This window comes from Mesorhizobium sanjuanii (assembly GCF_002529485.1).
In the GTDB taxonomy this organism is placed as follows: Bacteria; Pseudomonadota; Alphaproteobacteria; order Rhizobiales; family Rhizobiaceae; genus Mesorhizobium; species Mesorhizobium sanjuanii.
In genome coordinates, this window is record NZ_NWQG01000126.1 from 1 (window position 1) to 19,772 (window position 19,772).

The following is a 19,772-nucleotide window of genomic DNA, read 5'->3' on the forward strand; positions in this document are numbered from 1 at the left end:
GGCTCTCTCTTTGTGCGCTGCAACTTCGGCAAGTGCGATGCAAATTTAGCTACTTCTAATGAGCCAGCGACTTGCTGGCGTCGTCGCCGGCATCCACCGCGGCCGGCGGATTGACCGGCTCGACCCATTCAATCGGCTCCGGCATGCGCACCAGCGCATGACGCAGCACCTCGCCGACCCGCGAGACCGGAATGATCTCCATGCCGTTCTTCACGTTGTCCGGAATCTCCGCCAGATCCTTGGCATTGTCTTCCGGAATCAGCACCTTCTTGATACCGCCACGCAAGGCAGCCAGCAGTTTCTCCTTCAACCCGCCGATCGGCAGTACCCTGCCGCGCAGCGTGATCTCGCCGGTCATCGCCACGTCGGCCTTGACCGGAATGCCGGTCAGCACCGAGACGATCGCGGTGGCCATCGCCACGCCCGCCGACGGTCCGTCCTTGGGCGTAGCACCCTCCGGAACGTGGACGTGGATGTCGCGCTTGTCGAACAGCGGCGGCTCGATGCCGAAATCGAGCGCCCGCGAGCGGACATAGGAGGCCGCCGCCGAGATCGATTCCTTCATCACGTCGCGCAGATTGCCGGTCACCGTCATGCGGCCCTTGCCGGGCATCATGACGCCTTCGACCGTCAGCAGTTCGCCGCCGACTTCCGTCCAGGCAAGTCCGGTGACGACGCCGACCTGATCGTCGGCCTCGACCTGGCCGAAGCGGAAGCGCGGAACACCGAGGTAATCGGCGAGATTGTCCGCCGTGATGTTGATCGTCTTCTTCTTCGTCTTCAGGATCTCGGTCACCGCCTTGCGGCCGAGTTTCATCAGTTCGCGCTCCAGGCTCCGCACGCCCGCTTCACGGGTGTAGGTCTGGATGATGCCGCGGATCGCGTCCTCGCCGACGGAAAACTCCTTCGGCTGCAGCGCGTGATCGCGGATCACCTTGGGCATCAAGTGCCGCTTGGCGATCTCGACCTTCTCGTCCTCGGTGTAGCCGGCGATACGGATGATCTCCATGCGGTCCATCAAGGGCGCAGGGATATTCAGCGTGTTCGCCGTCGTCACGAACATCACGCTCGACAGGTCGTACTCGACCTCGAGATAGTGGTCCATGAACGTCGAGTTCTGTTCGGGATCGAGCACCTCGAGCAAGGCCGACGACGGATCGCCGCGGAAATCCTGGCCCATCTTGTCGATCTCGTCGAGCAGGAAGAGCGGGTTGGATTTCTTCGCCTTCTTCATCGACTGGATGACCTTGCCGGGCATCGAGCCGATATAGGTGCGCCGGTGACCACGGATCTCGGCCTCGTCGCGCACGCCGCCCAGCGCCATGCGGATGAACTCGCGGCCGGTCGCCTTGGCGATCGACTTGCCGAGCGAGGTCTTGCCGACGCCGGGAGGGCCGACGAGGCACAGGATCGGCCCCTTCAGCTTCTTCTGGCGGCTCTGCACGGCGAGATACTCGACGATGCGGTCCTTGACCTTGTCGAGGCCGAAATGGTCGGTGTCGAGCACGTTCTGCGCGAACGCCAGATCCTGCTTGACCTTGGAGTTCTTGCCCCACGGTATCGACAGGATCCAGTCGAGATAGTTGCGCACGACGGTGGATTCAGCCGACATCGGCGACATTGTCCGCAGCTTCTTCAATTCGGCTTCCGCCTTTTCGCGGGCCTCCTTGGAGAGCTTGGTCTTCTTGATGCGCGCCTCGATCTCGGCGGCCTCGTCGCGGCCGTCCTCGCCCTCGCCGAGCTCCTTCTGGATCGCCTTCATCTGCTCGTTGAGGTAGTATTCGCGCTGCGTCTTCTCCATCTGGCGCTTGACGCGCGAACGGATGCGCTTCTCCACCTGCAGGACGGAGATTTCGGCTTCCATGAAGCCCATCGCCTTTTCCAGCCGCTCCTTGACCGAGAGCGTGGCCAGCATCTCCTGCTTCTCGGGGATCTTGATGGCAAGATGCGAGGCAACCGTATCGGCGAGCTTGGAATAGTCGTCGATCTGGCTGGCGGCACCCACCACTTCGGGCGAGATCTTCTTGTTCAGCTTGACATAATTCTCGAAGTCGGTGACGACCGAGCGGGCCAGCGCCTCGACCTCGACCTCTTCCTCCTCCGGTTCGACCAGCGCCGAGGCGCGGGCCTCGTGGAAGTCGGGACGGTCGGTGAAGGAGACGATTTTCGCACGCGAAGCACCTTCGACAAGCACCTTGACGGTGCCGTCCGGCAGCTTCAGCAATTGCAGCACGTTGGCGAGCGTACCGATGTCGAAGATGGCATCGGGCTCGGGATCGTCATCGGCGGCATTCATCTGGGTCGCGAGCAGGATCTGCTTTTCCTGACCCATCACCTCTTCCAGCGCCTTGATCGATTTTTCACGCCCGACAAAGAGCGGAACGATCATGTGCGGGAACACCACGATGTCGCGCAGCGGGAGGACTGCGAAGACGCCGTCGCTGGGAGCCTTTGATATTTTGGCCATTGTCCAACCTTTCATGTCGCGGCCGCCAAACGGCCAACCGCGAATCTCATATTAACGACCGGGGATCGTTCCGCCTACCACCGTTTGTGACGGGAGTTTTACAGCACAGAATTCGGCACCACGGCCTTCTCGTGTTAGTTGGATGCACGAGAGCCAAAGATCAAGAGCCCACACTGTCCGTTCATCCACTCCGTCGCAAGGCAGCATAACAAAACGACCGCTTCAGCAAAACGGCGCCTCACGGGCGCCGTTTTCAAGAAAATTCCAATGCCGGCTCACGTCAGGCGCTGACGTTGCCCTTCTTTTCCTTCTGCTCGGAGTAGATATAGAGCGGCCGGGCGTTGCCGGACACCACCTCTTCCGAAATAACCACTTCGCGCACGCCTTCCAGCGCCGGCAGCTCGAACATGGTGTCGAGCAGGATGGCTTCCATGATGGAACGCAGGCCGCGCGCGCCGGTCTTGCGCTCGATGGCGCGCTTGGCGATCGCCGACAGCGCGTTCTCGTGGAAGGTCAGGTCGACATTCTCCATCTCGAACAGCCGCTGATACTGCTTGACCAGGGCGTTCTTCGGCTCGGTCAGGATCTGGATAAGCGCCGGCTCATCGAGGTCCTCCAGCGTCGCCAGGACCGGCAGACGGCCGACGAATTCCGGGATCAGGCCGAATTTCAGCAAGTCCTCGGGCTCAACCAGGCGGAACACATCGCCGGTGCGGCGATCCTCCGGGGAAGCGACGGTGGCGCCGAAGCCGATCGAGGTCTTGCGGCCGCGATCCGAAATGATCTTGTCCAGCCCGGCAAAGGCGCCGCCGCAGATGAACAGGATGTTGGCGGTGTCGACCTGCAGGAATTCCTGCTGCGGATGCTTCCTGCCGCCCTGTGGCGGCACGGAAGCGACCGTGCCTTCCATGATCTTCAACAGCGCCTGCTGCACGCCCTCGCCCGACACGTCGCGGGTGATCGAGGGATTGTCCGACTTGCGCGAGATCTTGTCGATCTCGTCGATGTAGACGATGCCGCGCTGGGCGCGCTCGACATTGTAGTCGGCCGACTGCAAGAGCTTCAGGATAATGTTTTCGACATCCTCGCCGACATAACCGGCCTCGGTCAGCGTCGTCGCGTCCGCCATGGTGAAGGGCACGTCGATGATGCGGGCGAGCGTCTGCGCCAGCAGCGTCTTGCCGCAACCGGTCGGCCCGATCAGCAGGATGTTTGACTTCGCCAGCTCGACGTCATTGTTCTTGCCGGCGTGCGCCAGGCGCTTGTAGTGGTTGTGGACGGCCACCGACAGCACGCGCTTGGCGTAGGGCTGGCCGATGACGTAGTCGTCGAGGACCTTGAGGATCTCCTGCGGCGTCGGCACGCCCTCGCGCGACTTCACCATCGAGGTCTTGTTCTCCTCGCGGATGATGTCCATGCAGAGCTCGACGCATTCGTCGCAGATGAAGACCGTCGGGCCGGCAATCAGCTTGCGCACTTCGTGCTGGCTTTTGCCGCAAAACGAGCAATAAAGCGTGTTCTTGGAATCACCGCTGTTGTTGCCGACCTTGCTCATTTTCTTGTCCTTTCATGGCCGCCCGCCGATGGTCTGGCTGAAAGGGCGCATATTCAATCTATCGCGGGAATCCGCCGCCGCCAGTGCCCTAGCTCTCACAACGTATTCCGTACGAAACACAAATCAGAAAACGTGGCAATGATTCGCAACAACCCCACCCAAAGCTAAGCCGTCGAAAATCAACATAGCCTTAACGTAGGCAATCCTAGCCGTCGAGGGAACAGCCAATTGTGGCCGAAATGCTGCAAACCGCGGCAAAAGCGCGTTATGCCGCCATTCACCTGCCACTAAAGGCCTATGCGGCAACGCCTTCGATCGGCTCGCGCGACGAAATGACCTTGTCGATGAGGCCGAAATCCCTGGCTTCGTCGGCGGTCATGAAATGGTCGCGGTCGAGCGTCTTTTCAATCTCTTCGTAGCTTTTGCCGGTGTGCTTGACATAGACCTCGTTGAGACGGCGCTTCAGCTTGATGATGTCCTGGGCGTGGCGCTCGATGTCGGAAGCCTGGCCCTGGAAGCCGCCGGAAGGCTGGTGAACCATGATGCGGGCGTTCGGCGTGGCAAAGCGCATGCCCTTCTCGCCCGCCGTGAGAAGGAGCGAGCCCATCGAGGCTGCCTGGCCGATGCAGAGCGTCGAGACCGCCGGCTTGATGAACTGCATGGTGTCATAGATAGCCATGCCCGAGGTGACGACGCCGCCGGGCGAATTGATGTAGAGATTGATCTCCTTCTTCGGATTCTCCGCCTCGAGGAACAGCAGCTGCGCGCAAACCAGCGTCGCCATGCCGTCCTCGACCGGGCCGGTGATGAAGATGATGCGTTCCTTGAGGAGACGCGAGAAAATGTCGTAGGCCCGCTCGCCGCGATTGGTCTGCTCGACCACCATCGGAACGAGGTTCATGTAGGTTTCGACGGGGTTCTTCATGGACTATCCCTTATTGAAGGTGGGATTCCGGCGCCGGAGATGGGCAGAATCGGTTCTGGAGCGTTAGGATGTAAATAGGATGCCGGCTCACCCTAGCGCAAGGCCGCTCCTCCTAGCCACCTGGTTAAGTGGAATCAAGGTTTCTGTGCAAGGGCCAACCCGGCGCGAATGCCGGCGGCTCCATCCTGACCGCGTAGCAGTTTCTTAACCGCATCGCTTAACGAAATATGGCGAATCCGCTTTCCCCCGACACGGCTTCCCCTAGAATTCGACGTTGAACCCGCTTCATGCAGTTCAAACAGGGGGAGTGCCATGACCAGGAAAGCTTCTTCCTTCGCCATTGCCAGCCTGACCATGCTCGGCACAATGTCGCAAACGGTGGCCGGCGGCCGTCCTGTCGAATGCTACGAGCCGGTCAACAGGCCGGCCGTCTACGACACCGTCTATGAAAACGTGCTGGTCAGCCCCGGCGGACAGGTGGTCGACTACGACCCGCCGATTTATGGCACGGTCGAGCGCGTCGAGCAGATCGCGCCGCCCCGCGTCACCTATGAGATCGTGCCAGCCATCACCCGCACCGTCTACCACACGGTCAAGGTCGACGATGGCGGCTATGCCTGGGAATGGCGCGTCATCCACGGCCGCAAGGTGTTGTGCAAGGTCTGGCGCAAGGCCCGCTACGCGCGTGTCGCCGAAACAGTCGTCGTTGAACCCGAGCGCACCCGGCGGATTGTCCTCCCGGCCGAATATGAGAGCGTTGCCCGTGAAGTGCTCGTGCGACCGGAGCGGCGGCGCATCACTGAGATCGCGCCGTCCTACCAGAGGGTGGCGCGCCGGGTAATGGTGCAGGAAGGCTCGACCAGTTGGCGGCGCGTGCATATCCCACGGCATTGCCGGTATTAGAGCGCGTACCGATAGCATCCAACAATGCGGATTGCTGGACTTCGACAAGGAGAATAGCCTGCTTGGCCAGCGGAGCTTCCTTGGGGTTGAAGACATGCGCGAACTGGAAATCTCCAATCAGGATCTGTCGGACCTGGCGGACGACGCGCTCAGTCTCGCCAAAAGCTATTGGATGTCGCTTGAGGAGCGTCCGGCGTATCCCTCGACCAGCGCCAAACTGACGAAGGAGCTGTTCTCGCGGCCTTGGCCGGAGGAAGGACGGGGTCGTGATGTCTTCCAGGACTTCAATCCGATCACCGAGCATGTGCGGCCTTCCACCGGTAGATTCTTCGGCTATGTCGTCGGTTCAGGCGAACCGGTGGGCGCGCTGGGCGAGCTGCTCGCCGCGGTGCTCAATCAAAATGTGACGTCGTGGCGGTCCGCTCCGGCGGCGACATCGATCGAGCGGGCCGTCATCGAATGGCTGGCGCAAGCGGTTGGCTGTGCCGGATTCGCCGGCAGCCTGTGCGGCGGCGGCTCGACGGCCAACCTCATGGCGCTGGCGATGGCGCGCGAAGCCAAGCTTCCGGCCAACGAAACGGGTGCACGGCCTGGCATGATCTACGCCTCGGAACAAGTGCACATGTCCATTCCGAAGGCTGTCGCGCTGCTGGGCATCGGCAGAAAGAACCTTCGCCTGATCCCGGTCGACGAAGAGCTCCGAATGCGGACGGATGCGCTCGAGGCCGCCATTGCCGAGGACCGAAGGTCAGGAAAAACGCCCATCGCCATCGTGGCTACCGTCGGCGCGGTCGCCACCGGAGCGATCGACCCCCTTGTCGACATTGCGGAGATCGCCCGCAGGGAAGCGCTGTGGCTGCATGTCGACGGCGCCTATGGCGGACTGGCGGCCCTGGCGGTGCCGGAAAAATTCCAAGGATTGGCTTTGGCGGACTCGCTGTCGCTCGACGCGCACAAATGGCTCTATCAGCCGCTCGATTGCGGCTGCCTGCTCTATCGCGATCAAAGCATCGCACAGGCAGCTTTTTCGCACAGCGGCGACTATGTGAAGATATTCAGCCAGGATCCGGAGGAAGCCTTTGCTTTTTTCGAGGAGTCGATCGAGCTGTCGCGACGGTTCCGCGCCCTGAAGCTCTGGATGTCGCTGCAATATCACGGACGCCGTGCCTTTCGCGATGCCATCGCGCGCGATCTCCACCACGCGCAGATGTTGGCGGAGATGATTTCGTCACATGCCGAGATGGAACTGCTTGCGCCCGTTCCGCTAAGCGCGGTCTGTTTCCGCCACCGCTCGAAGGACAATCAAGCGATTTTGCGACGCGTGATTGGGCGCGGCCGGGTGTATCTGTCGAATGCAACGATCAACGGCCAGTTCGCGCTGCGGGCGTGTTTCGTCAACCACCGGACGACAACAGACGATGTGCGGGCGATTGTGTCCGAAGTCATCGCCGCCGCTGACGAGCTCAATCGCTGACGACAATCACATTCATCAAGTAATCTTTCCGTGTGCATTTTGGCTGGCTCAATGATGAGGACATTGGCGGCCAACATACGGTCTGGCACCAGGCTGGCAAGGCGCGCTAAGGGTCAAGGATGATCCCGAACTATCTCGTTTTCGATCCTGCCACGCGGCGTCTGCGCCTCGACCCGCACGAGCCGGCCTTCGTCCAAAATCCTTACGAGGCCTATGCCTTCCTGCACGACGCAGCGAGTGCCTTCTTTTGGGAGAACTATGGCTTCTGGTGCTTTGGCGGCTTCGACGACGTCAATCGGCTGCTGCGCGACCGCCGCTTCGGGCGCCAGAACCCGGCCGGCATCCCCGACAGCCGCGGCATCGGCCAGGACCGCTCGCATCTCACCGCCTTCGACGGCATCGAGGCCAATTCGATGCTCGAACTGGAGCCGCCAGTGCACACGCGGCTGAGGACACTGGTTAACCGTGCCTTCGTCTCGCGCCAGGTCGAGCGTCTCAGGCCGCGCGTCGAGACGCTGGCCAACGAACTGATCGACCGTTTCGAACCAGGCGGGGTCGACCTGCTGCCTGCCTTCGCCTCGCCCTTGCCGATCACCATCATTGCCGAAATGCTCGGCGTTCCCGTTGCGATGGGGCCGCAACTGCTCGACTGGTCGCATCGGATGGTCGCCATGTACATGCATGGCCGCACGCGCGTGACGGAAGAGATAGCCAACCGCGCCGCACGGGATTTTTCGGATTTTTTGCGCGGCTATGTCGCGGAGCGGCGCAAGCGGCCGGGCGACGATCTGTTGTCGCTGCTGATCGCGGCGCAGGAGGATGGCCAACGGCTGTCGGAGGACGAATTGGTCTCCTCGGCGGTCCTCTTGCTCAACGCGGGCCATGAGGCGACCGTCCACCAGACCGGAAATGCCGTGCGCTCGATCCTTGCGCAGGGCGGCGATCCGCGCCGCTTCTTCATGTCAGCCGAGGCGACGGCCGCCACCGTCGAGGAATGCCTGCGCTTTGATGCGCCGCTGCACATGTTCACCCGCTATGCCTATCAGGAGGTCGAGGTCGCTCCAGGCATCCTCGTGCGGCCGGGCGAGACGATCGGCCTGTTGCTCGGCATGGCCAACCACGATCCCCTGGCCTTTGCCGATCCCCTCGCCTTCGATCCCGAACGCGCCGACCAGAAGAACGTCTCGTTCGGCGCCGGCATCCATTTCTGCATCGGCGCGCCGCTGGCGCGGCTCGAATTGCAGGTGTCGCTGAAGACCCTGTTCGAGCGGCAGCCGCGGCTCCATCTTGCCGAGGAGCCGCACTTCCGTGACAGCTATCATTTTCATGGGCTGGAAGCGCTCGCCGTGAGCTTGGAGAGCCCGACCCACGCAGAGGCCGTATGACCGGGAAGATGACATTCGCTTTTCTGCAGGAGCCGCCCTTCTGCTTCACCGACGCTTCCGGGGAAGTCGCTGGCTGTGACACGGAGCTTGCACGGAAGGTTTGCCAGGTGTTGGGGTTAAAGACCTTTTCGCCGGTCGAAACCGAGTTCGCCAGATTGCTTCCGGGATTGGCCAGCGGTGAGTGGGACATGACCACCGGCCTGTTCATTTCGGACGAACGCAGGAGATCCGTCGACTTCACGCGACCGATCTGGGTTCTGCAGGACGGGCTGTTGGTCGCGAAAGGCAATCCGCGTGAATTCCGGGGTTATCGATCCGTCGCCCGCGATGGGACAGCCCTGATCGGTGTCATATCGGGCCAGGTCCAACATCAGACAGCCCTGCAAAATGGCATTGCGCCGGAGCGGATAAGGATATTCGCCACGCAAGCGGGCGCGGCGGACGCGGTCGCGGCCGGTGCAGTGCATGCCTACGCAAGTGTCGCCATGGCGCATCGAGGCTACCTGACCAGGCGGCCCAATACGCCGCTCGAGGTCATCGACGTTCCGGCTGATGAAAAACAGCCGGCAGCCGGCGCATTTGCCCTCGCCAAGAACAATGCGGTTCTTCGCCAGCGCATCGATTCATGCCTGGGCGATCTGCTTGGCAGCGCCTGGCACAGGGAGATGATGCGCCGCTACGGTTTTTCCGACGCCGATATCGATCGGCTTTTGTGAATTCAGAGCTTGATCACATACTCCTTGCGGGTCGTTTCAAGCACTTCCCAGCTTCCCCTGAAGCCCGGCCTCAGCACGAAGCTGTCGCCGGCTTTGACGGTGCGCGCCTTACCGCCTTCTTCCGCTATCACCGAAATGCCCGACAGGATGTGGCAGAATTCCCACTCGTCGTACTCGATGCGCCATTTGCCCGGTGTTGCCTCCCAGATGCCGGCGTAAAGGGCGTCGCCCTGTTCCTCGACATTCCAGGTGCGGAACTTCGGATCGCCCGACATCAGGCGATCCGGCGCCGGTGCGCCAAGTTCCGGTTCGACGCTGGCGATATCGACGGACAGAAACTTCTGCGCGGTCATGGCTATTCAGACCTTGGCCAGGGCCTGTTCCAAATCGGCGATGATGTCCTCGACATCCTCGATGCCGACCGACAGCCGGACCGTGTCCGGCCCGGCGCCTGCCTTGACCTTCTGCTCGTCGGACAGCTGGCGGTGCGTGGTCGAGGCCGGGTGGATGACCAGCGACTTGGTGTCGCCGACATTGGCGAGGTGCGAGAACAGTTCGAGCGCTTCGACGAACTTGACGCCGGCCTCGTAGCCACCCTTCAGGCCGAAGGTGAACACCGCGCCCGCGCCAAGCGGCGAGTACTTCTTCTGCAGCGCATTGTTCTTGTCGCTGGGCAGGCCGGGATAGTTCACCCAGGCAACCTTGGGATGCTCGGACAGCCAGCCGGCGACCTTCACGGCATTGTCGCAGTGACGCTGCATGCGAAGCGGCAGGGTTTCCAGCCCAGTCAGGATGAGGAAGGCGTTGAAGGGCGAGATCGCCGGGCCGATATCGCGCAGGCCGAGCACGCGCGCGGCGATGGCGAAAGCGAAATTGCCGAAGGTTTCGTGCAGAATGAGGCCGCCATATTCAGGACGCGGCTCCGACAGCATCGGATATTTGCCAGACTTCGACCAGTCGAAGGTGCCGCCGTCGACAATGGCGCCGCCAATCGAATTGCCATGGCCGCCGATGAACTTGGTCAGCGAATGGACGACGATGTCGGCGCCATGCTCGATCGGCCGCAGCAGATAGGGCGAGGCCAACGTGTTGTCGACGATCAGCGGCAGGCCGTGCTTGCGGGCGATGTCGCCGATCTTCTCGATGTCGACGAAGATGCCGCCCGGATTGGCCAGGCTCTCGATGAAGATGGCCTTGGTCTTGTCGTCGATCTGGCTCTCGAAGGTCGAGATGTCGTTGGTGTCGGCCCAGCGCACCTGCCAGCCGAAATTCTTGAAGGCGTGGCCGAACTGGTTGATCGAGCCGCCGTAAAGTCTGGTGGCGGCAACGAAATTGTCGCCCGGCTGCATCAGATTGTGGAAGACGAGCACCTGAGCCGCATGGCCCGAGGCGACAGCCAGCGCCGCCGTACCGCCTTCGAGCGCGGCGATGCGCTCTTCCAGCACCGCCTGCGTCGGATTCATGATGCGGGTGTAGATGTTACCGAAGGCTTTCAGCCCAAACAGCGAGGCGGCATGGTCGGCATCGTCGAAAACAAAGGAGGTCGTCTGGTAGATCGGCGTCGCCCGCGCCCCCGTCGCCGGATCGGGCTTGGCGCCGGCATGGACGGCGAGCGTATTGAAACCGGGCGTACGGGTCATGGAAAACCTCCCTTTTGAAGCCTTTGAAAATCGCCGGGCATTCTTGGCGAAGCCCGGTCGTGAATGCAAAGAAGAAAATGCCCTTCGGTGCACGATATGCGATCGAGCCACGAGAAAATGGGCCGATTGGCGGAATATTTTTTTGCCTACTTCTGGCGAACGCCAAAACTCTGGAATCCCGACCGCATCAGCGGCTTCTTCGACGACAAGACGCCGGAATTGACGCCGGTCCAGCCGATCTCGCCGGACAGCTTGCCATATTCGATCTTGGGGCAGCGGTTCATCACCACCTTGATGCCGGCGGCCTCGGCGCGCGCGGCTGCCTCGTCGTGGCGCACGCCAAGCTGCATCCAGATGACCTTCGGCAGCGGATCGAGCCGCAATACCTCATCGACGACGCCGGGCACCGCCGCCGGGCCGCGAAAGACGTCGACCATGTCGACGGGCTCGGGGAGATCGGCAAGCCTGGCATAGACCACGCGACCGAGGATTTCCTTGCCGGCCTGTCCCGGATTGATCGGAAACACCGAAAAGCCCTTGGCCAGAAGGTATTTCAATACGAAATAGCTCGGCCGTACATCATTGGCCGAAGCGCCGACCATGGCGATGGTCTTCACCGAATTGAGGATGCCGGCGATGTAGGCATTGTCGTAGGTGTCGTGATTCATGCGGCAATCGCCTTCCTGCGGTAGTGATAGCGGTAGAGTTCGCGGCCGAAACCTAGCGAGGCATAGAGGGCGCGGGCCGGCGTGTTGTCGGCGACCACTTGCAGGCATGCCGCCGACGCCCCTGCCCGCCTTGCCCAGTCGATCAGACTGCTGATGGTCCTGCGGCCCAGCCCTTGCTGTCTGAACCTGGCGTCCGTTTCAACAGATTCCACGACAAGCAGCCCGTCGCGTATGACGCCATAGGCCAGCGCGGCAATCTCGTTGTCGTGTTGGCATGACACGAACGCGCTGTCGCCTGATATCAGGCCGGTCATGTCGCGAAAGATGCGGCGCTCGGTGTCGTCATAGGTGCCCATGCGAAACCGTGCCGCGAACCAGTCCTCGTCCGGCGTCGACGACACAGCGACCTGGTCGTCGCGGCCTCCTGACAGTTCGTCGATCCCGGCATGGAGATGAATCGTCCCGCCTTCCCAGCCATAACCGCGACGGTCGAGTGCGGTCTCCAGCTCGGCTGCGATGTCGGGAACCCGAAACAACGGCGTCTGGCCGTGGCCGATATAGAAGGTTTCAGCAGCGTCGAGCACCGCGTCAGGCGCGCCTCGCTTGCCACGCAAGGGATTAGCGGAATTCGCGCGCCGGATCCTGCCGCCGGAACGCCTGAGAAGCCAGCCGTCGACGACCGTCTCGCCAGCCGCCGGCCAAGCTTCCCGGCAAGCCTCTTCCGTCCGCCAGTTGAGATCGTCGTCGCGCGCCGTCATTCGTCATCGTCCCTCAGCGCTTCCTCCATAAACGCCTCGGGGTCGATGCAGAAGTCACGCAGCATCCGAAAATGATCGGTATCGCCGAAATCGGTCGGATCGAGGCCGAAGCGGCTGATGCGGAACAGCCGCGCGCCGGGACAAGCCATCAGCAACGGCGAATGCGTCGCCATGATCACCTGCGCGGTGCCCGATTGGTCCATGCGCCTCAACATCTTGAGCAGTTCGATCTGGCGCGTCGGCGACAGCGCGCTTTCGGGCTCGTCGAGGATGTAGATGCCTTGCCTGCGGCAGCGCTCCTCGAAGAAGCGGATGAAGCCCTCGCCGTGCGACCAGGACAGGAAATCCGGTGGCGCTTCACCCGCGTCGAGCGCCGCCTGGTCGAGATAACGGGCCACCGAGTAAAAGGATTCGGCGCGGAAGAACCAGCCGGCGGTGACCTTCGGCAGCCAGTGGCCGCGCAGCGTTCCGGCAAGGGCCGCGCCGCTCTTGTCGATGGCGGTGGAATGGTCGACCGGCATGTAGCCCTTGCCGCCGCCGGCCTCGTCGTAGCCGGCCAGCGCGCCGATCGCCTCTAGCAGCGTCGATTTGCCGGTGCCGTTCTCGCCGACGATGATGGTGATCGGCGTGGTGAATTCGAGCTCGAATTCCCGGCCGCGGAAGATCGGCAGGCTCCAGGGATATTTTTCCCAGTCGGCGACCCGCGACGGCTCAAGCAGGATGCGCTTGAGATAAGGCGCCTTCAGCCGCGTCAGTTGCTTGCGAGAGGCCATGCGGCGGCGATCAGTCCGGCAGCGAGATCGTTCCGTCCTCCGCAATCGGAAAGGCCGGATTGTGCGCGACTTCCCAGACATGCCCGTCGGCATCGGCGAAATAACCGTACCAGCCGCCCCAGAAGGCGCGGCCGGCCGGCTTGACGATGCGGCCGCCGGCCTTCTCAGCCATCGCAAGCACCGCATCGACTTCGGCGTCGGAGCGGGTGTTATAGGCGAGATAGACCGCTGAGGGCGCCCCGGAGAAGGCGACGCCGGAATCCTCCTCGGCGCTGGCACGCGGAAACAGGCCGAGAATGACGCCACCCATCTGGAAGAAGGCAACGCCATCGGTGATCCCGGCATGGCGCTTCAGCCCCATTCCCTCATAGAAGCGCACGGCGCGGTCGAGATCGTCGGTGGCGATGGTGATGATGGAGATGCGCGGTTCCATGACTATTCGTCCGACCCAGCCTACTCGTCCGTCCACTGCGGCTGGCGCTTGCCGATGAAGGCGCCGATGCCTTCCTCGCCGTCGCGCGCCAGCATGTTCTCGACCATGACGCGGCCGGTATAGGAGTACGCGTCGGCGAGTCCCATCTCGGCCTGCGCGTAAAAGGCCTCCTTGCCGGTCTTGACCACCAAAGATGATTTGGAAGCAATGGTTTGCGCGTATTTGGTGACGATCTGATTCAGGTATTCGCGCGGCACGATGCGGTTGACGAGGCCAAATTCCTTGGCTGTCGCCGCGTCGATCGTCTCACCGGTCAAGAGCATCTCCATCGCGTGCTTGCGCGAGACGTTGCGGGAGAGCGCCACCATCGGCGTCGAGCAGAACAGGCCGATATTGACGCCCGGCGTGCAGAAGGTCGCCTCGTGCGAGGCGATCGCCAGGTCGCAACTCGCGACCAGTTGCAGCCCGGCCGCGGTGGCCAGGCCATCGACCTCGGCGATGACAGGCCTGGGGTGGCGCACGATCGCCTGCATCAGTGCCGCGCAAGCCGAAAATGTCTGTTCGAAGAATGCCTTGCCCTTGTCGGCGTCGGCGCGGTGCAAGGTCATTTCCTTGAGGTCGTGCCCGGCGCAGAACACCTTTCCGGCCGCCGACAGGATGATGACGCGAACCGATTTGTCGGCCTTTGCGCGGTCGAGTTCCGCCGTCAGCGCCGCCATGATCGCCAAAGACAAGGCATTGGCCGGTGGACTGGCGAGCGTCAGGCGGAGCACTCCCCTGTCCAGCCTGGCGGCAACCGGACCTTCGGGCGGCTTGATGGCGACGATTTCAGCCATGTTCTCCAACCTCTTTGTCGGCCGGCGGTATCGGATTCGCGGGCCATGGAACAACAGAACTAGCACGCTGCCGATTGAAGAACAGCCACGGGACGTGTTTTCTCCAATCCGACAATTGGCCCAGGCGCCCCACTCCGAGCCCATACCAGTTCCATGTAGGAAACCGCTTATGCCCGCCCAAGACAATCTCAAACCGGTGCTGACTGCGGCTGAAGTCAACGCCTTGATGGAAACCGTCTACCCCCAGCTCAACGACCAGTTCACTTTCTACGAAGCGCTCGAAATTTTCCCCGGAGGCTGCACCGTTCGGCTCAATGCCGACGAGCGGCATCTGCGCCCCGGCGGCACCGTGTCGGGTCCGTCGCTGTTCACGCTGGCCGATATTGGCGGCTATGTCTGCGTGCTTTCGCATGCCGGGCCGGATGCGCTCTCGGTGACCACCAACCTCAACATCAATTTCGTCCGCAAGGCCGAAGCCGGGCCGATCGACGGCCATTGCCGCATCCTGAAGCTGGGCAAGAGCCTGATGGTGTTCGATATCGATATCGTAGCCGGACCGGATGGACAGACGGTGGCGCACGCGACGGGGACATATTCGATCCCGCCGAAGCTAGCGTCGTCCTGAGGCACCTTGGAGACTGCAATGAAGAACTATTTCGCATTGGTCGACAAAGATTCCGACAGCGCGTTCGGCATCCGCTTTCCAGACATTCCCGGCTGCTTTTCGGCTGCGGCCGCGGTCGAAGACATTGTACCGAATGCCATTGAAGCACTGGAGTTGTGGGCGGAAGATATGCCCATTTCCGAACCATCCAGCCACGAAGCGATTGTCGCGCTTCCGGACATACGCAACGCGCTCACCGAAGGCGCCCATCTGATCCCGGTACCGCTTAAATCTATGTGGTAAAATAGTACCTTTAACTCAAACCTTTGTTTTTGCTTTGCTTTATACGATACCCGTCTTTTAATTCGCCTTGACGCAACCACCACCCTCCCCTATAAGCCCTCACGAAGCAGCGGCCCGCAAAGGCCGCCGTTTTGTTATTGGCGGCGGGCTAGCGCTGGTTGCCAATCCAAGCAACAAGAAACGCCTTGCCTTGTCTTTCGTGGACGGGGAAGGTCCGAACCGAAAGCAGGAACCATGACAACCTTTTCGCAGAAGCCTGCGGATGTGGTGAAGAAGTGGGTGCTGATCGACGCCGAGGGTCTCGTCGTCGGCCGCCTCGCCACTGTCATCGCCAACCATCTTCGCGGCAAGCACAAGCCCACCTTCACCCCGCATGTCGACGACGGCGACAACGTCATCGTCATCAATGCCGACAAGGTGGTGTTCACCGGCAAGAAGTTCACCGACAAGGTCTATTACTGGCACACCGGCCACCCCGGCGGCGTCAAGGAGCGCACTGCGCGCCAGCTGCTCGAGGGCCGTTTCCCCGAGCGTGTCGTCGAGAAGGCCGTCGAACGTATGATCCCGCGCGGCCCGCTCGGCCGTCGCCAGATGAAGAACCTCCGCGTCTATGCAGGCACGGAACATCCGCATGTCGCCCAGCAGCCCGTCACCCTCGACGTGGCCAAGCTGAACGCCAAGAACAAGAAGGCTTCGTAAGATGGCTGAGCTTTCCTCGCTCGCAGAACTCGGATCCGCAACCGGCGGCTCGAACAACCAGCCGGCCGCGCCCGTCCACGTCCAAAAGCTCGACAAGTCGGGCCGCGCCTATGCCACCGGCAAGCGCAAGAACGCCATCGCGCGCGTCTGGGTGAAGCCCGGCTCCGGCAAGATCGTCGTCAACGACAAGGAATTCGCGTCCTATTTCGCGCGTCCGGTCCTGCAGATGATCCTCAACCAGCCGATCATCGCCGCCAACCGCTCGGGCCAGTACGACATCGTCGCCACCGTCATCGGCGGCGGCCTCTCCGGCCAGGCCGGCGCCGTGCGCCACGGCATCTCCAAGGCGCTGACCTATTACGAGCCGGCGCTGCGCGCCGTGCTCAAGAAGGGCGGCTTCCTGACCCGCGACAGCCGCGTCGTCGAGCGCAAGAAGTACGGCAAGGCGAAAGCCCGCCGCAGCTTCCAGTTCTCGAAGCGCTAAGCGCTACGCAGCTTCAAATATGCGAAGGCCGCCTCCGGGCGGCCTTTTCTTTGGCAGCCGCTATTTTCACGCATGATTGGCGGGCGTCTTGATGATGTCGATGAAGGCGCGCAGCGGCGCCGGCACGAGGCGCCGGCCGGGATAATAGAGGAACGGCCCGGAGAAGCTCTGCCACCAGGGTTCGAGGACGGGCTCGAGTACGCCGCTGTCGAAGTAAGGGCGAAGCCAGTCCTCGAAAATACTGACGATGCCGGTGCCGGCGACGGCCGCATCGACGGCAAGATCGGCCCCTCCGCCCAGGGTCACGACAAGCGGTCCCGTCGGATCGACGCGCACTACCTGGCCGTCGCGTTCGAACTCCCATGGCGGCATCGCACTGCTGGCGAAGCGGCCGCGCAGGCAGGCATGGCCAAGCAGATCGCTCGGGTGTTGCGGCCGGCCATGGCGATCGAGATAGGCAGGGCTGGCGGCGGTGGCGAAGCGCTGCACACGCGGTCCGATCGGCACCGCGATCATATCCTGCTCCAACCGCTCGTCGTAGCGGATGCCGGCGTCGCAGCCGGCCGCCAGCACGTCGACAAAACTCTCCTCGGCGATGATCTCAAGCCGGATACCGGGATAGGTGGCGAGAAACCGCGGAACGATGTCCGGCAGCACCAGCCGCACCGCGCTGACCGGCACATTGAGACGCAGCGTGCCTGCCGGCCGGTCGCGAAAGCCCTTCACCACGTCGAGTGCCGCCTCGACCTCATTCAAAGCGGGCCCGAGCCGCGCCAGCAACCCGGCACCCGCATCGGTCAAGGCGACGCTGCGTGTCGTGCGATTGAGCAGCCTGACACCGAGCTGAGTCTCCAGCCGGCGCACCGCCTCGCTCAGACCCGATGCGCTACCGCCGCTTGCACGCGCGCCTTCGCGAAAACCGCCGGCGCGCGCCACCGCCAGGAAGGCATTCAGATCACCTAGTTCGACATTCACTGTTCGCAATTCCGCACAACCCGTGCAGATAATAGCGGATTATCAGGACAGCGCACAGCGGCTATTTCTGCCTCATCATTCGAAGGAGATAGACAATGTCCAGCATCGACAAGTCAGGCACATTCACTCTCGGCGACCGCTCCGTAAAACGGCTCGGCTACGGCGCCATGCAACTCGCGGGGCCGGGCGTTTTCGGCCCGCCCAAGGATCATGACTCAGCCTTGGCTGTGTTGCGCGAGGCTGTCGCGCATGGTGTGAACCACATTGACACCAGCGACTTCTACGGCCCGCACGTCACCAACCAGATCATCCGCGAAGCGCTCGCGCCCTATTCCGACGACCTCACCATCGTCACCAAGGTCGGCGCCCGCCGCGGTGCCGATGCGGCGTGGCTCCCGGCCTTCTCTCCCGAAGAACTGACCCAGGCGGTGCACGACAATCTGCGCAATCTCGGGCTCGATGTGCTGGATGTGGTCAACCTCAGGATCATATTCGATGTGCATGAACCCACAGAAGGGTCGATCGAAGAACAGGTCGCGGCGCTGGCTGGGCTGCAGCAAAAAGGTCTGGTGCGTCACATCGGGCTGAGCAATGCCACCGCCGCGCAGATAAAAGAAGCACGGCGAATGGTCGAAATTGTCTGCGTGCAGAACCAGTACAATCTGGCGCATAGGGATGACGACCGACTGATCGACGAGCTAGCCCGCGACGGCATCGCCTATGTGCCGTTCTTTCCGCTCGGCGGTTTCAGCCCGCTGCAGTCGTCGACCTTGTCCAGTGTCGCCCGGCGCCTCGGCGCCACCCCACTGCAGATCGCGCTGGCCTGGCTGCTGCAGCGTGCGCCCAACATACTTTTGATCCCCGGCACCTCGTCTGTCGCGCATCTCAGGGAGAACCTGGCGGCGGCGGAGTTCGAACTGTCGGAGGACACACTCAGGGATCTGGATGGCGTTGCGAAGGCGGCATGAGGGCGGACGCGACGGCCAGCGAGTGCTGAAGATTGGCGAAGGCCGGTCTCCCCCACGCGGGGAAGATCGGCAGCTTGCCGCGCCGCCCCTAATTGATGCTTGCCGTGTTCGCCGGCTCGGCCGGCCGCGCCTCGTCGGTATAGGGTATGCGGTAGCCGTTGGCGGCCAGCCAGTCGATCGCCGCCTTCGGCTCGTCGGTCTGGATGATGGTGGCGCCGCGCTCGGCCCAGAAACCCCAGGTCTCGGCAGGCAGGCTGGCCAGCACCGCCAGCTCGTCGCCGCGGCCACCCGAGAGGAAACCGCCCGGTTTGTTGACGATGGCATAGGTGTCGGCCCAGATGTGCCAGCCGCCTCGCACCGAGACGGCCCGCATGCGGGTGCTGAACAACGGCCCGCCGGTCTCGGTCAGCGTCTCGGCTCCCGCCCGCCAGTTGATCAACTCGATCGCGCGCACTGAGAAGGCCCGATTGACCGTCTCGGCGAAGCGGGCGTCATGCACGGCATCGTCGGCGATGATCGCCATGAACTGGAACCCGCCGCCGATGGCCCCCATGGTGGCCTTGACCGTGGCAATCCGATCGGCATTCCACAGGTTCTCCTTGACGATCACCTGCTCGGCCATGCCGAGCCCGCGGGCGATCGTGATCATGCCCGGCAGAGCCTGGACATCGAGCTTGTTGTCGAGGTTGACGAGGATCCGATCCCTGGTCGCCGTCAGCATCTCGCGCAGCGTCGAGACCGTTTCGCCGGACACGGCGCCGGTGCCTTCGACAACCAGCCGGCATTTCCTGAGTTCCGCCAGCGTATAGTGGACCACCTCGCCCCTGCAGGTCGTCGTGCGATCGAGCCAGCTGTCATGCATGACGACGAATTCGCCGTCCTTCGAGCGCCTGATGTCGACCTCGACGATTTCAGCGCCCATGGCGACCGAGCCCTCGACGGCTGCCAGCGAGTTTTCCGGGTAAAGCGTCTTGCCGGCCTGCATGCTGCCGGCGCGATGCGCGGCCACCATCACATGGTCGCGCCACTGGTTGGCGTGCTCGAACCGATCGAGTATCTGCCTGGCGTGGGTTTCGCCGGCCGAGGCATGGCCAAGGGACGCGGCCAGCGCGGCGGAAAACAGGAGGCCTTGCCAAATAGCCCGCATCGAGAATCGCTCCGTTCCGGATCGCAACCCGGTTAGGCGATCCGCGTGACAGGCCGGTG

The 19,772-nt window shown here is 62.6% G+C and carries 21 protein-coding genes; 9 read left to right on the forward strand and 12 right to left on the reverse strand.

Features of this window, described 5'->3' with window-relative positions; all coding sequences use genetic code 11:
- Positions 1-55 precede the first annotated feature (55 nt).
- The 3 genes from lon to clpP all read right to left on the reverse strand — a co-directional run bounded on the left by lon (position 56) and on the right by clpP (position 4,947).
- Positions 56-2,467 carry an endopeptidase La gene (gene lon / locus CN311_RS19440; protein WP_097575353.1) on the reverse strand — a complete coding sequence of 804 codons (2,412 nt, stop codon included), beginning with the start codon at positions 2,465-2,467 and terminating at the stop codon, positions 56-58.
- Between the two features lie 280 nt (positions 2,468-2,747).
- Positions 2,748-4,022: an ATP-dependent Clp protease ATP-binding subunit ClpX gene (gene clpX, locus CN311_RS19445; protein WP_097575354.1), complete on the reverse strand. Its 1,275-nt coding sequence runs from the start codon at positions 4,020-4,022 to the stop codon at positions 2,748-2,750.
- A 295-nt stretch (positions 4,023-4,317) separates the two neighbouring features.
- On the reverse strand, positions 4,318-4,947 hold the full coding sequence (gene clpP / locus CN311_RS19450) for an ATP-dependent Clp endopeptidase proteolytic subunit ClpP (protein ID WP_097575355.1): 630 nt from the start codon (positions 4,945-4,947) through the stop codon (positions 4,318-4,320).
- A gap of 312 nt (positions 4,948-5,259) precedes the next feature.
- Here clpP and CN311_RS19455 point away from each other — a divergent pair, with 312 nt between their 5' ends.
- The 4 genes from CN311_RS19455 to CN311_RS19470 all read left to right on the forward strand — a co-directional run bounded on the left by CN311_RS19455 (position 5,260) and on the right by CN311_RS19470 (position 9,425).
- Entirely contained in the window at positions 5,260-5,850 is a 591-nt protein-coding gene (locus CN311_RS19455) for a hypothetical protein (protein WP_097575356.1), read from the forward strand.
- Positions 5,851-5,944: 94 nt separating this feature from the next.
- The gene (locus CN311_RS19460) at positions 5,945-7,324 is read left to right on the forward strand and encodes a pyridoxal phosphate-dependent decarboxylase family protein (protein WP_097575385.1); all 1,380 of its coding nucleotides are present in this window, start codon (positions 5,945-5,947) and stop codon (positions 7,322-7,324) included.
- A 119-nt stretch (positions 7,325-7,443) separates the two neighbouring features.
- A complete protein-coding gene (locus tag CN311_RS19465) occupies positions 7,444-8,709 on the forward strand; it encodes a cytochrome P450 (protein ID WP_097575357.1) in 1,266 nt (421 codons plus the stop codon).
- Between the two features lie 8 nt (positions 8,710-8,717).
- Positions 8,718-9,425, forward strand: a complete 708-nt coding sequence (locus tag CN311_RS19470) for a transporter substrate-binding domain-containing protein (protein WP_245440881.1) — start codon at positions 8,718-8,720, stop codon at positions 9,423-9,425.
- 2 nt (positions 9,426-9,427) lie between these two features.
- On the opposite strand, the gene CN311_RS19475 is transcribed toward CN311_RS19470, so the two are convergent.
- The 7 genes from CN311_RS19475 to CN311_RS19505 form a co-directional block, all read right to left on the reverse strand.
- Positions 9,428-9,778, reverse strand: coding sequence for a cupin domain-containing protein (locus tag CN311_RS19475; protein WP_097575359.1), 351 nt, complete (start codon positions 9,776-9,778; stop codon positions 9,428-9,430).
- A gap of 6 nt (positions 9,779-9,784) precedes the next feature.
- Positions 9,785-11,065, reverse strand: a complete 1,281-nt coding sequence (locus CN311_RS19480) for an O-acetylhomoserine aminocarboxypropyltransferase (protein WP_097575360.1) — start codon at positions 11,063-11,065, stop codon at positions 9,785-9,787.
- Positions 11,066-11,211: 146 nt separating this feature from the next.
- Positions 11,212-11,733, reverse strand: coding sequence for a CoA-binding protein (locus CN311_RS19485; protein WP_097575361.1), 522 nt, complete (start codon positions 11,731-11,733; stop codon positions 11,212-11,214).
- On the reverse strand, positions 11,730-12,491 hold the full coding sequence (locus CN311_RS19490; protein ID WP_115504262.1) for a GNAT family N-acetyltransferase: 762 nt from the start codon (positions 12,489-12,491) through the stop codon (positions 11,730-11,732). Before CN311_RS19490 ends, CN311_RS19485 begins: the two co-directional genes overlap by 4 nt.
- Complete coding sequence (locus CN311_RS19495; protein WP_097575362.1) at positions 12,488-13,264, reverse strand: AAA family ATPase; 777 nt, start codon at positions 13,262-13,264, stop codon at positions 12,488-12,490. The genes CN311_RS19490 and CN311_RS19495 overlap by 4 nt, the downstream gene beginning before the upstream one ends.
- A 10-nt stretch (positions 13,265-13,274) precedes the next feature.
- Positions 13,275-13,697 carry a VOC family protein gene (locus tag CN311_RS19500; protein WP_097575363.1) on the reverse strand — a complete coding sequence of 141 codons (423 nt, stop codon included), beginning with the start codon at positions 13,695-13,697 and terminating at the stop codon, positions 13,275-13,277.
- 20 nt (positions 13,698-13,717) lie between these two features.
- Complete coding sequence (locus CN311_RS19505) at positions 13,718-14,533, reverse strand: enoyl-CoA hydratase (RefSeq protein ID WP_097575364.1); 816 nt, start codon at positions 14,531-14,533, stop codon at positions 13,718-13,720.
- A 169-nt stretch (positions 14,534-14,702) separates the two neighbouring features.
- Between CN311_RS19505 and CN311_RS19510 the strand changes: the two genes are divergently transcribed.
- The 4 genes from CN311_RS19510 (at position 14,703) to rpsI (ending at position 16,623) form a co-directional block, all read left to right on the forward strand.
- Positions 14,703-15,158, forward strand: coding sequence for a PaaI family thioesterase (locus CN311_RS19510; RefSeq protein ID WP_097575365.1), 456 nt, complete (start codon positions 14,703-14,705; stop codon positions 15,156-15,158).
- Positions 15,159-15,176: 18 nt separating this feature from the next.
- Positions 15,177-15,440 (forward strand): type II toxin-antitoxin system HicB family antitoxin, encoded by a 264-nt coding sequence (locus CN311_RS19515; RefSeq protein WP_097575366.1) that lies wholly within the window; start codon positions 15,177-15,179, stop codon positions 15,438-15,440.
- 234 nt (positions 15,441-15,674) lie between these two features.
- Positions 15,675-16,139, forward strand: coding sequence for a 50S ribosomal protein L13 (rplM, locus tag CN311_RS19520; protein ID WP_008875407.1), 465 nt, complete (start codon positions 15,675-15,677; stop codon positions 16,137-16,139).
- A gap of 1 nt (position 16,140) precedes the next feature.
- Complete coding sequence (gene rpsI, locus CN311_RS19525; RefSeq protein ID WP_097575367.1) at positions 16,141-16,623, forward strand: 30S ribosomal protein S9; 483 nt, start codon at positions 16,141-16,143, stop codon at positions 16,621-16,623.
- Between the two features lie 66 nt (positions 16,624-16,689).
- Here rpsI and CN311_RS19530 read toward each other — a convergent pair whose 3' ends face one another.
- On the reverse strand, positions 16,690-17,598 hold the full coding sequence (locus CN311_RS19530) for a LysR family transcriptional regulator (RefSeq protein WP_097575368.1): 909 nt from the start codon (positions 17,596-17,598) through the stop codon (positions 16,690-16,692).
- A gap of 95 nt (positions 17,599-17,693) precedes the next feature.
- Here CN311_RS19530 and CN311_RS19535 point away from each other — a divergent pair, with 95 nt between their 5' ends.
- Positions 17,694-18,566 carry an aldo/keto reductase family oxidoreductase gene (locus CN311_RS19535; protein ID WP_097575369.1) on the forward strand — a complete coding sequence of 291 codons (873 nt, stop codon included), beginning with the start codon at positions 17,694-17,696 and terminating at the stop codon, positions 18,564-18,566.
- A gap of 88 nt (positions 18,567-18,654) precedes the next feature.
- On the opposite strand, the gene CN311_RS19540 is transcribed toward CN311_RS19535, so the two are convergent.
- Entirely contained in the window at positions 18,655-19,713 is a 1,059-nt protein-coding gene (locus CN311_RS19540; protein WP_097575370.1) for a glycerophosphodiester phosphodiesterase family protein, read from the reverse strand.
- Positions 19,714-19,772 lie beyond the last annotated feature (59 nt).

Bases quoted from the DNA above. Each gene is read 5' to 3' on its own strand.
- lon (WP_097575353.1), bottom strand. From the start codon at position 2,467: ATGGCCAAAATATCAAAGGCTCCCAGCGACGGCGTCTTCGCAGTCCTC.
- clpX (WP_097575354.1), bottom strand. From the start codon at position 4,022: ATGAGCAAGGTCGGCAACAACAGCGGTGATTCCAAGAACACGCTTTAT.
- clpP (WP_097575355.1), bottom strand. From the start codon at position 4,947: ATGAAGAACCCCGTCGAAACCTACATGAACCTCGTTCCGATGGTGGTC.
- CN311_RS19455 (WP_097575356.1), top strand. From the start codon at position 5,260: ATGACCAGGAAAGCTTCTTCCTTCGCCATTGCCAGCCTGACCATGCTC.
- CN311_RS19460 (WP_097575385.1), top strand. From the start codon at position 5,945: ATGCGCGAACTGGAAATCTCCAATCAGGATCTGTCGGACCTGGCGGAC.
- CN311_RS19465 (WP_097575357.1), top strand. From the start codon at position 7,444: ATGATCCCGAACTATCTCGTTTTCGATCCTGCCACGCGGCGTCTGCGC.
- CN311_RS19470 (WP_245440881.1), top strand. From the start codon at position 8,718: ATGACATTCGCTTTTCTGCAGGAGCCGCCCTTCTGCTTCACCGACGCT.
- CN311_RS19475 (WP_097575359.1), bottom strand. From the start codon at position 9,778: ATGACCGCGCAGAAGTTTCTGTCCGTCGATATCGCCAGCGTCGAACCG.
- CN311_RS19480 (WP_097575360.1), bottom strand. From the start codon at position 11,065: ATGACCCGTACGCCCGGTTTCAATACGCTCGCCGTCCATGCCGGCGCC.
- CN311_RS19485 (WP_097575361.1), bottom strand. From the start codon at position 11,733: ATGAATCACGACACCTACGACAATGCCTACATCGCCGGCATCCTCAAT.
- CN311_RS19490 (WP_115504262.1), bottom strand. From the start codon at position 12,491: ATGACGGCGCGCGACGACGATCTCAACTGGCGGACGGAAGAGGCTTGC.
- CN311_RS19495 (WP_097575362.1), bottom strand. From the start codon at position 13,264: ATGGCCTCTCGCAAGCAACTGACGCGGCTGAAGGCGCCTTATCTCAAG.
- CN311_RS19500 (WP_097575363.1), bottom strand. From the start codon at position 13,697: ATGGAACCGCGCATCTCCATCATCACCATCGCCACCGACGATCTCGAC.
- CN311_RS19505 (WP_097575364.1), bottom strand. From the start codon at position 14,533: ATGGCTGAAATCGTCGCCATCAAGCCGCCCGAAGGTCCGGTTGCCGCC.
- CN311_RS19510 (WP_097575365.1), top strand. From the start codon at position 14,703: ATGCCCGCCCAAGACAATCTCAAACCGGTGCTGACTGCGGCTGAAGTC.
- CN311_RS19515 (WP_097575366.1), top strand. From the start codon at position 15,177: ATGAAGAACTATTTCGCATTGGTCGACAAAGATTCCGACAGCGCGTTC.
- rplM (WP_008875407.1), top strand. From the start codon at position 15,675: ATGACAACCTTTTCGCAGAAGCCTGCGGATGTGGTGAAGAAGTGGGTG.
- rpsI (WP_097575367.1), top strand. From the start codon at position 16,141: ATGGCTGAGCTTTCCTCGCTCGCAGAACTCGGATCCGCAACCGGCGGC.
- CN311_RS19535 (WP_097575369.1), top strand. From the start codon at position 17,694: ATGTCCAGCATCGACAAGTCAGGCACATTCACTCTCGGCGACCGCTCC.
- CN311_RS19540 (WP_097575370.1), bottom strand. From the start codon at position 19,713: ATGCGGGCTATTTGGCAAGGCCTCCTGTTTTCCGCCGCGCTGGCCGCG.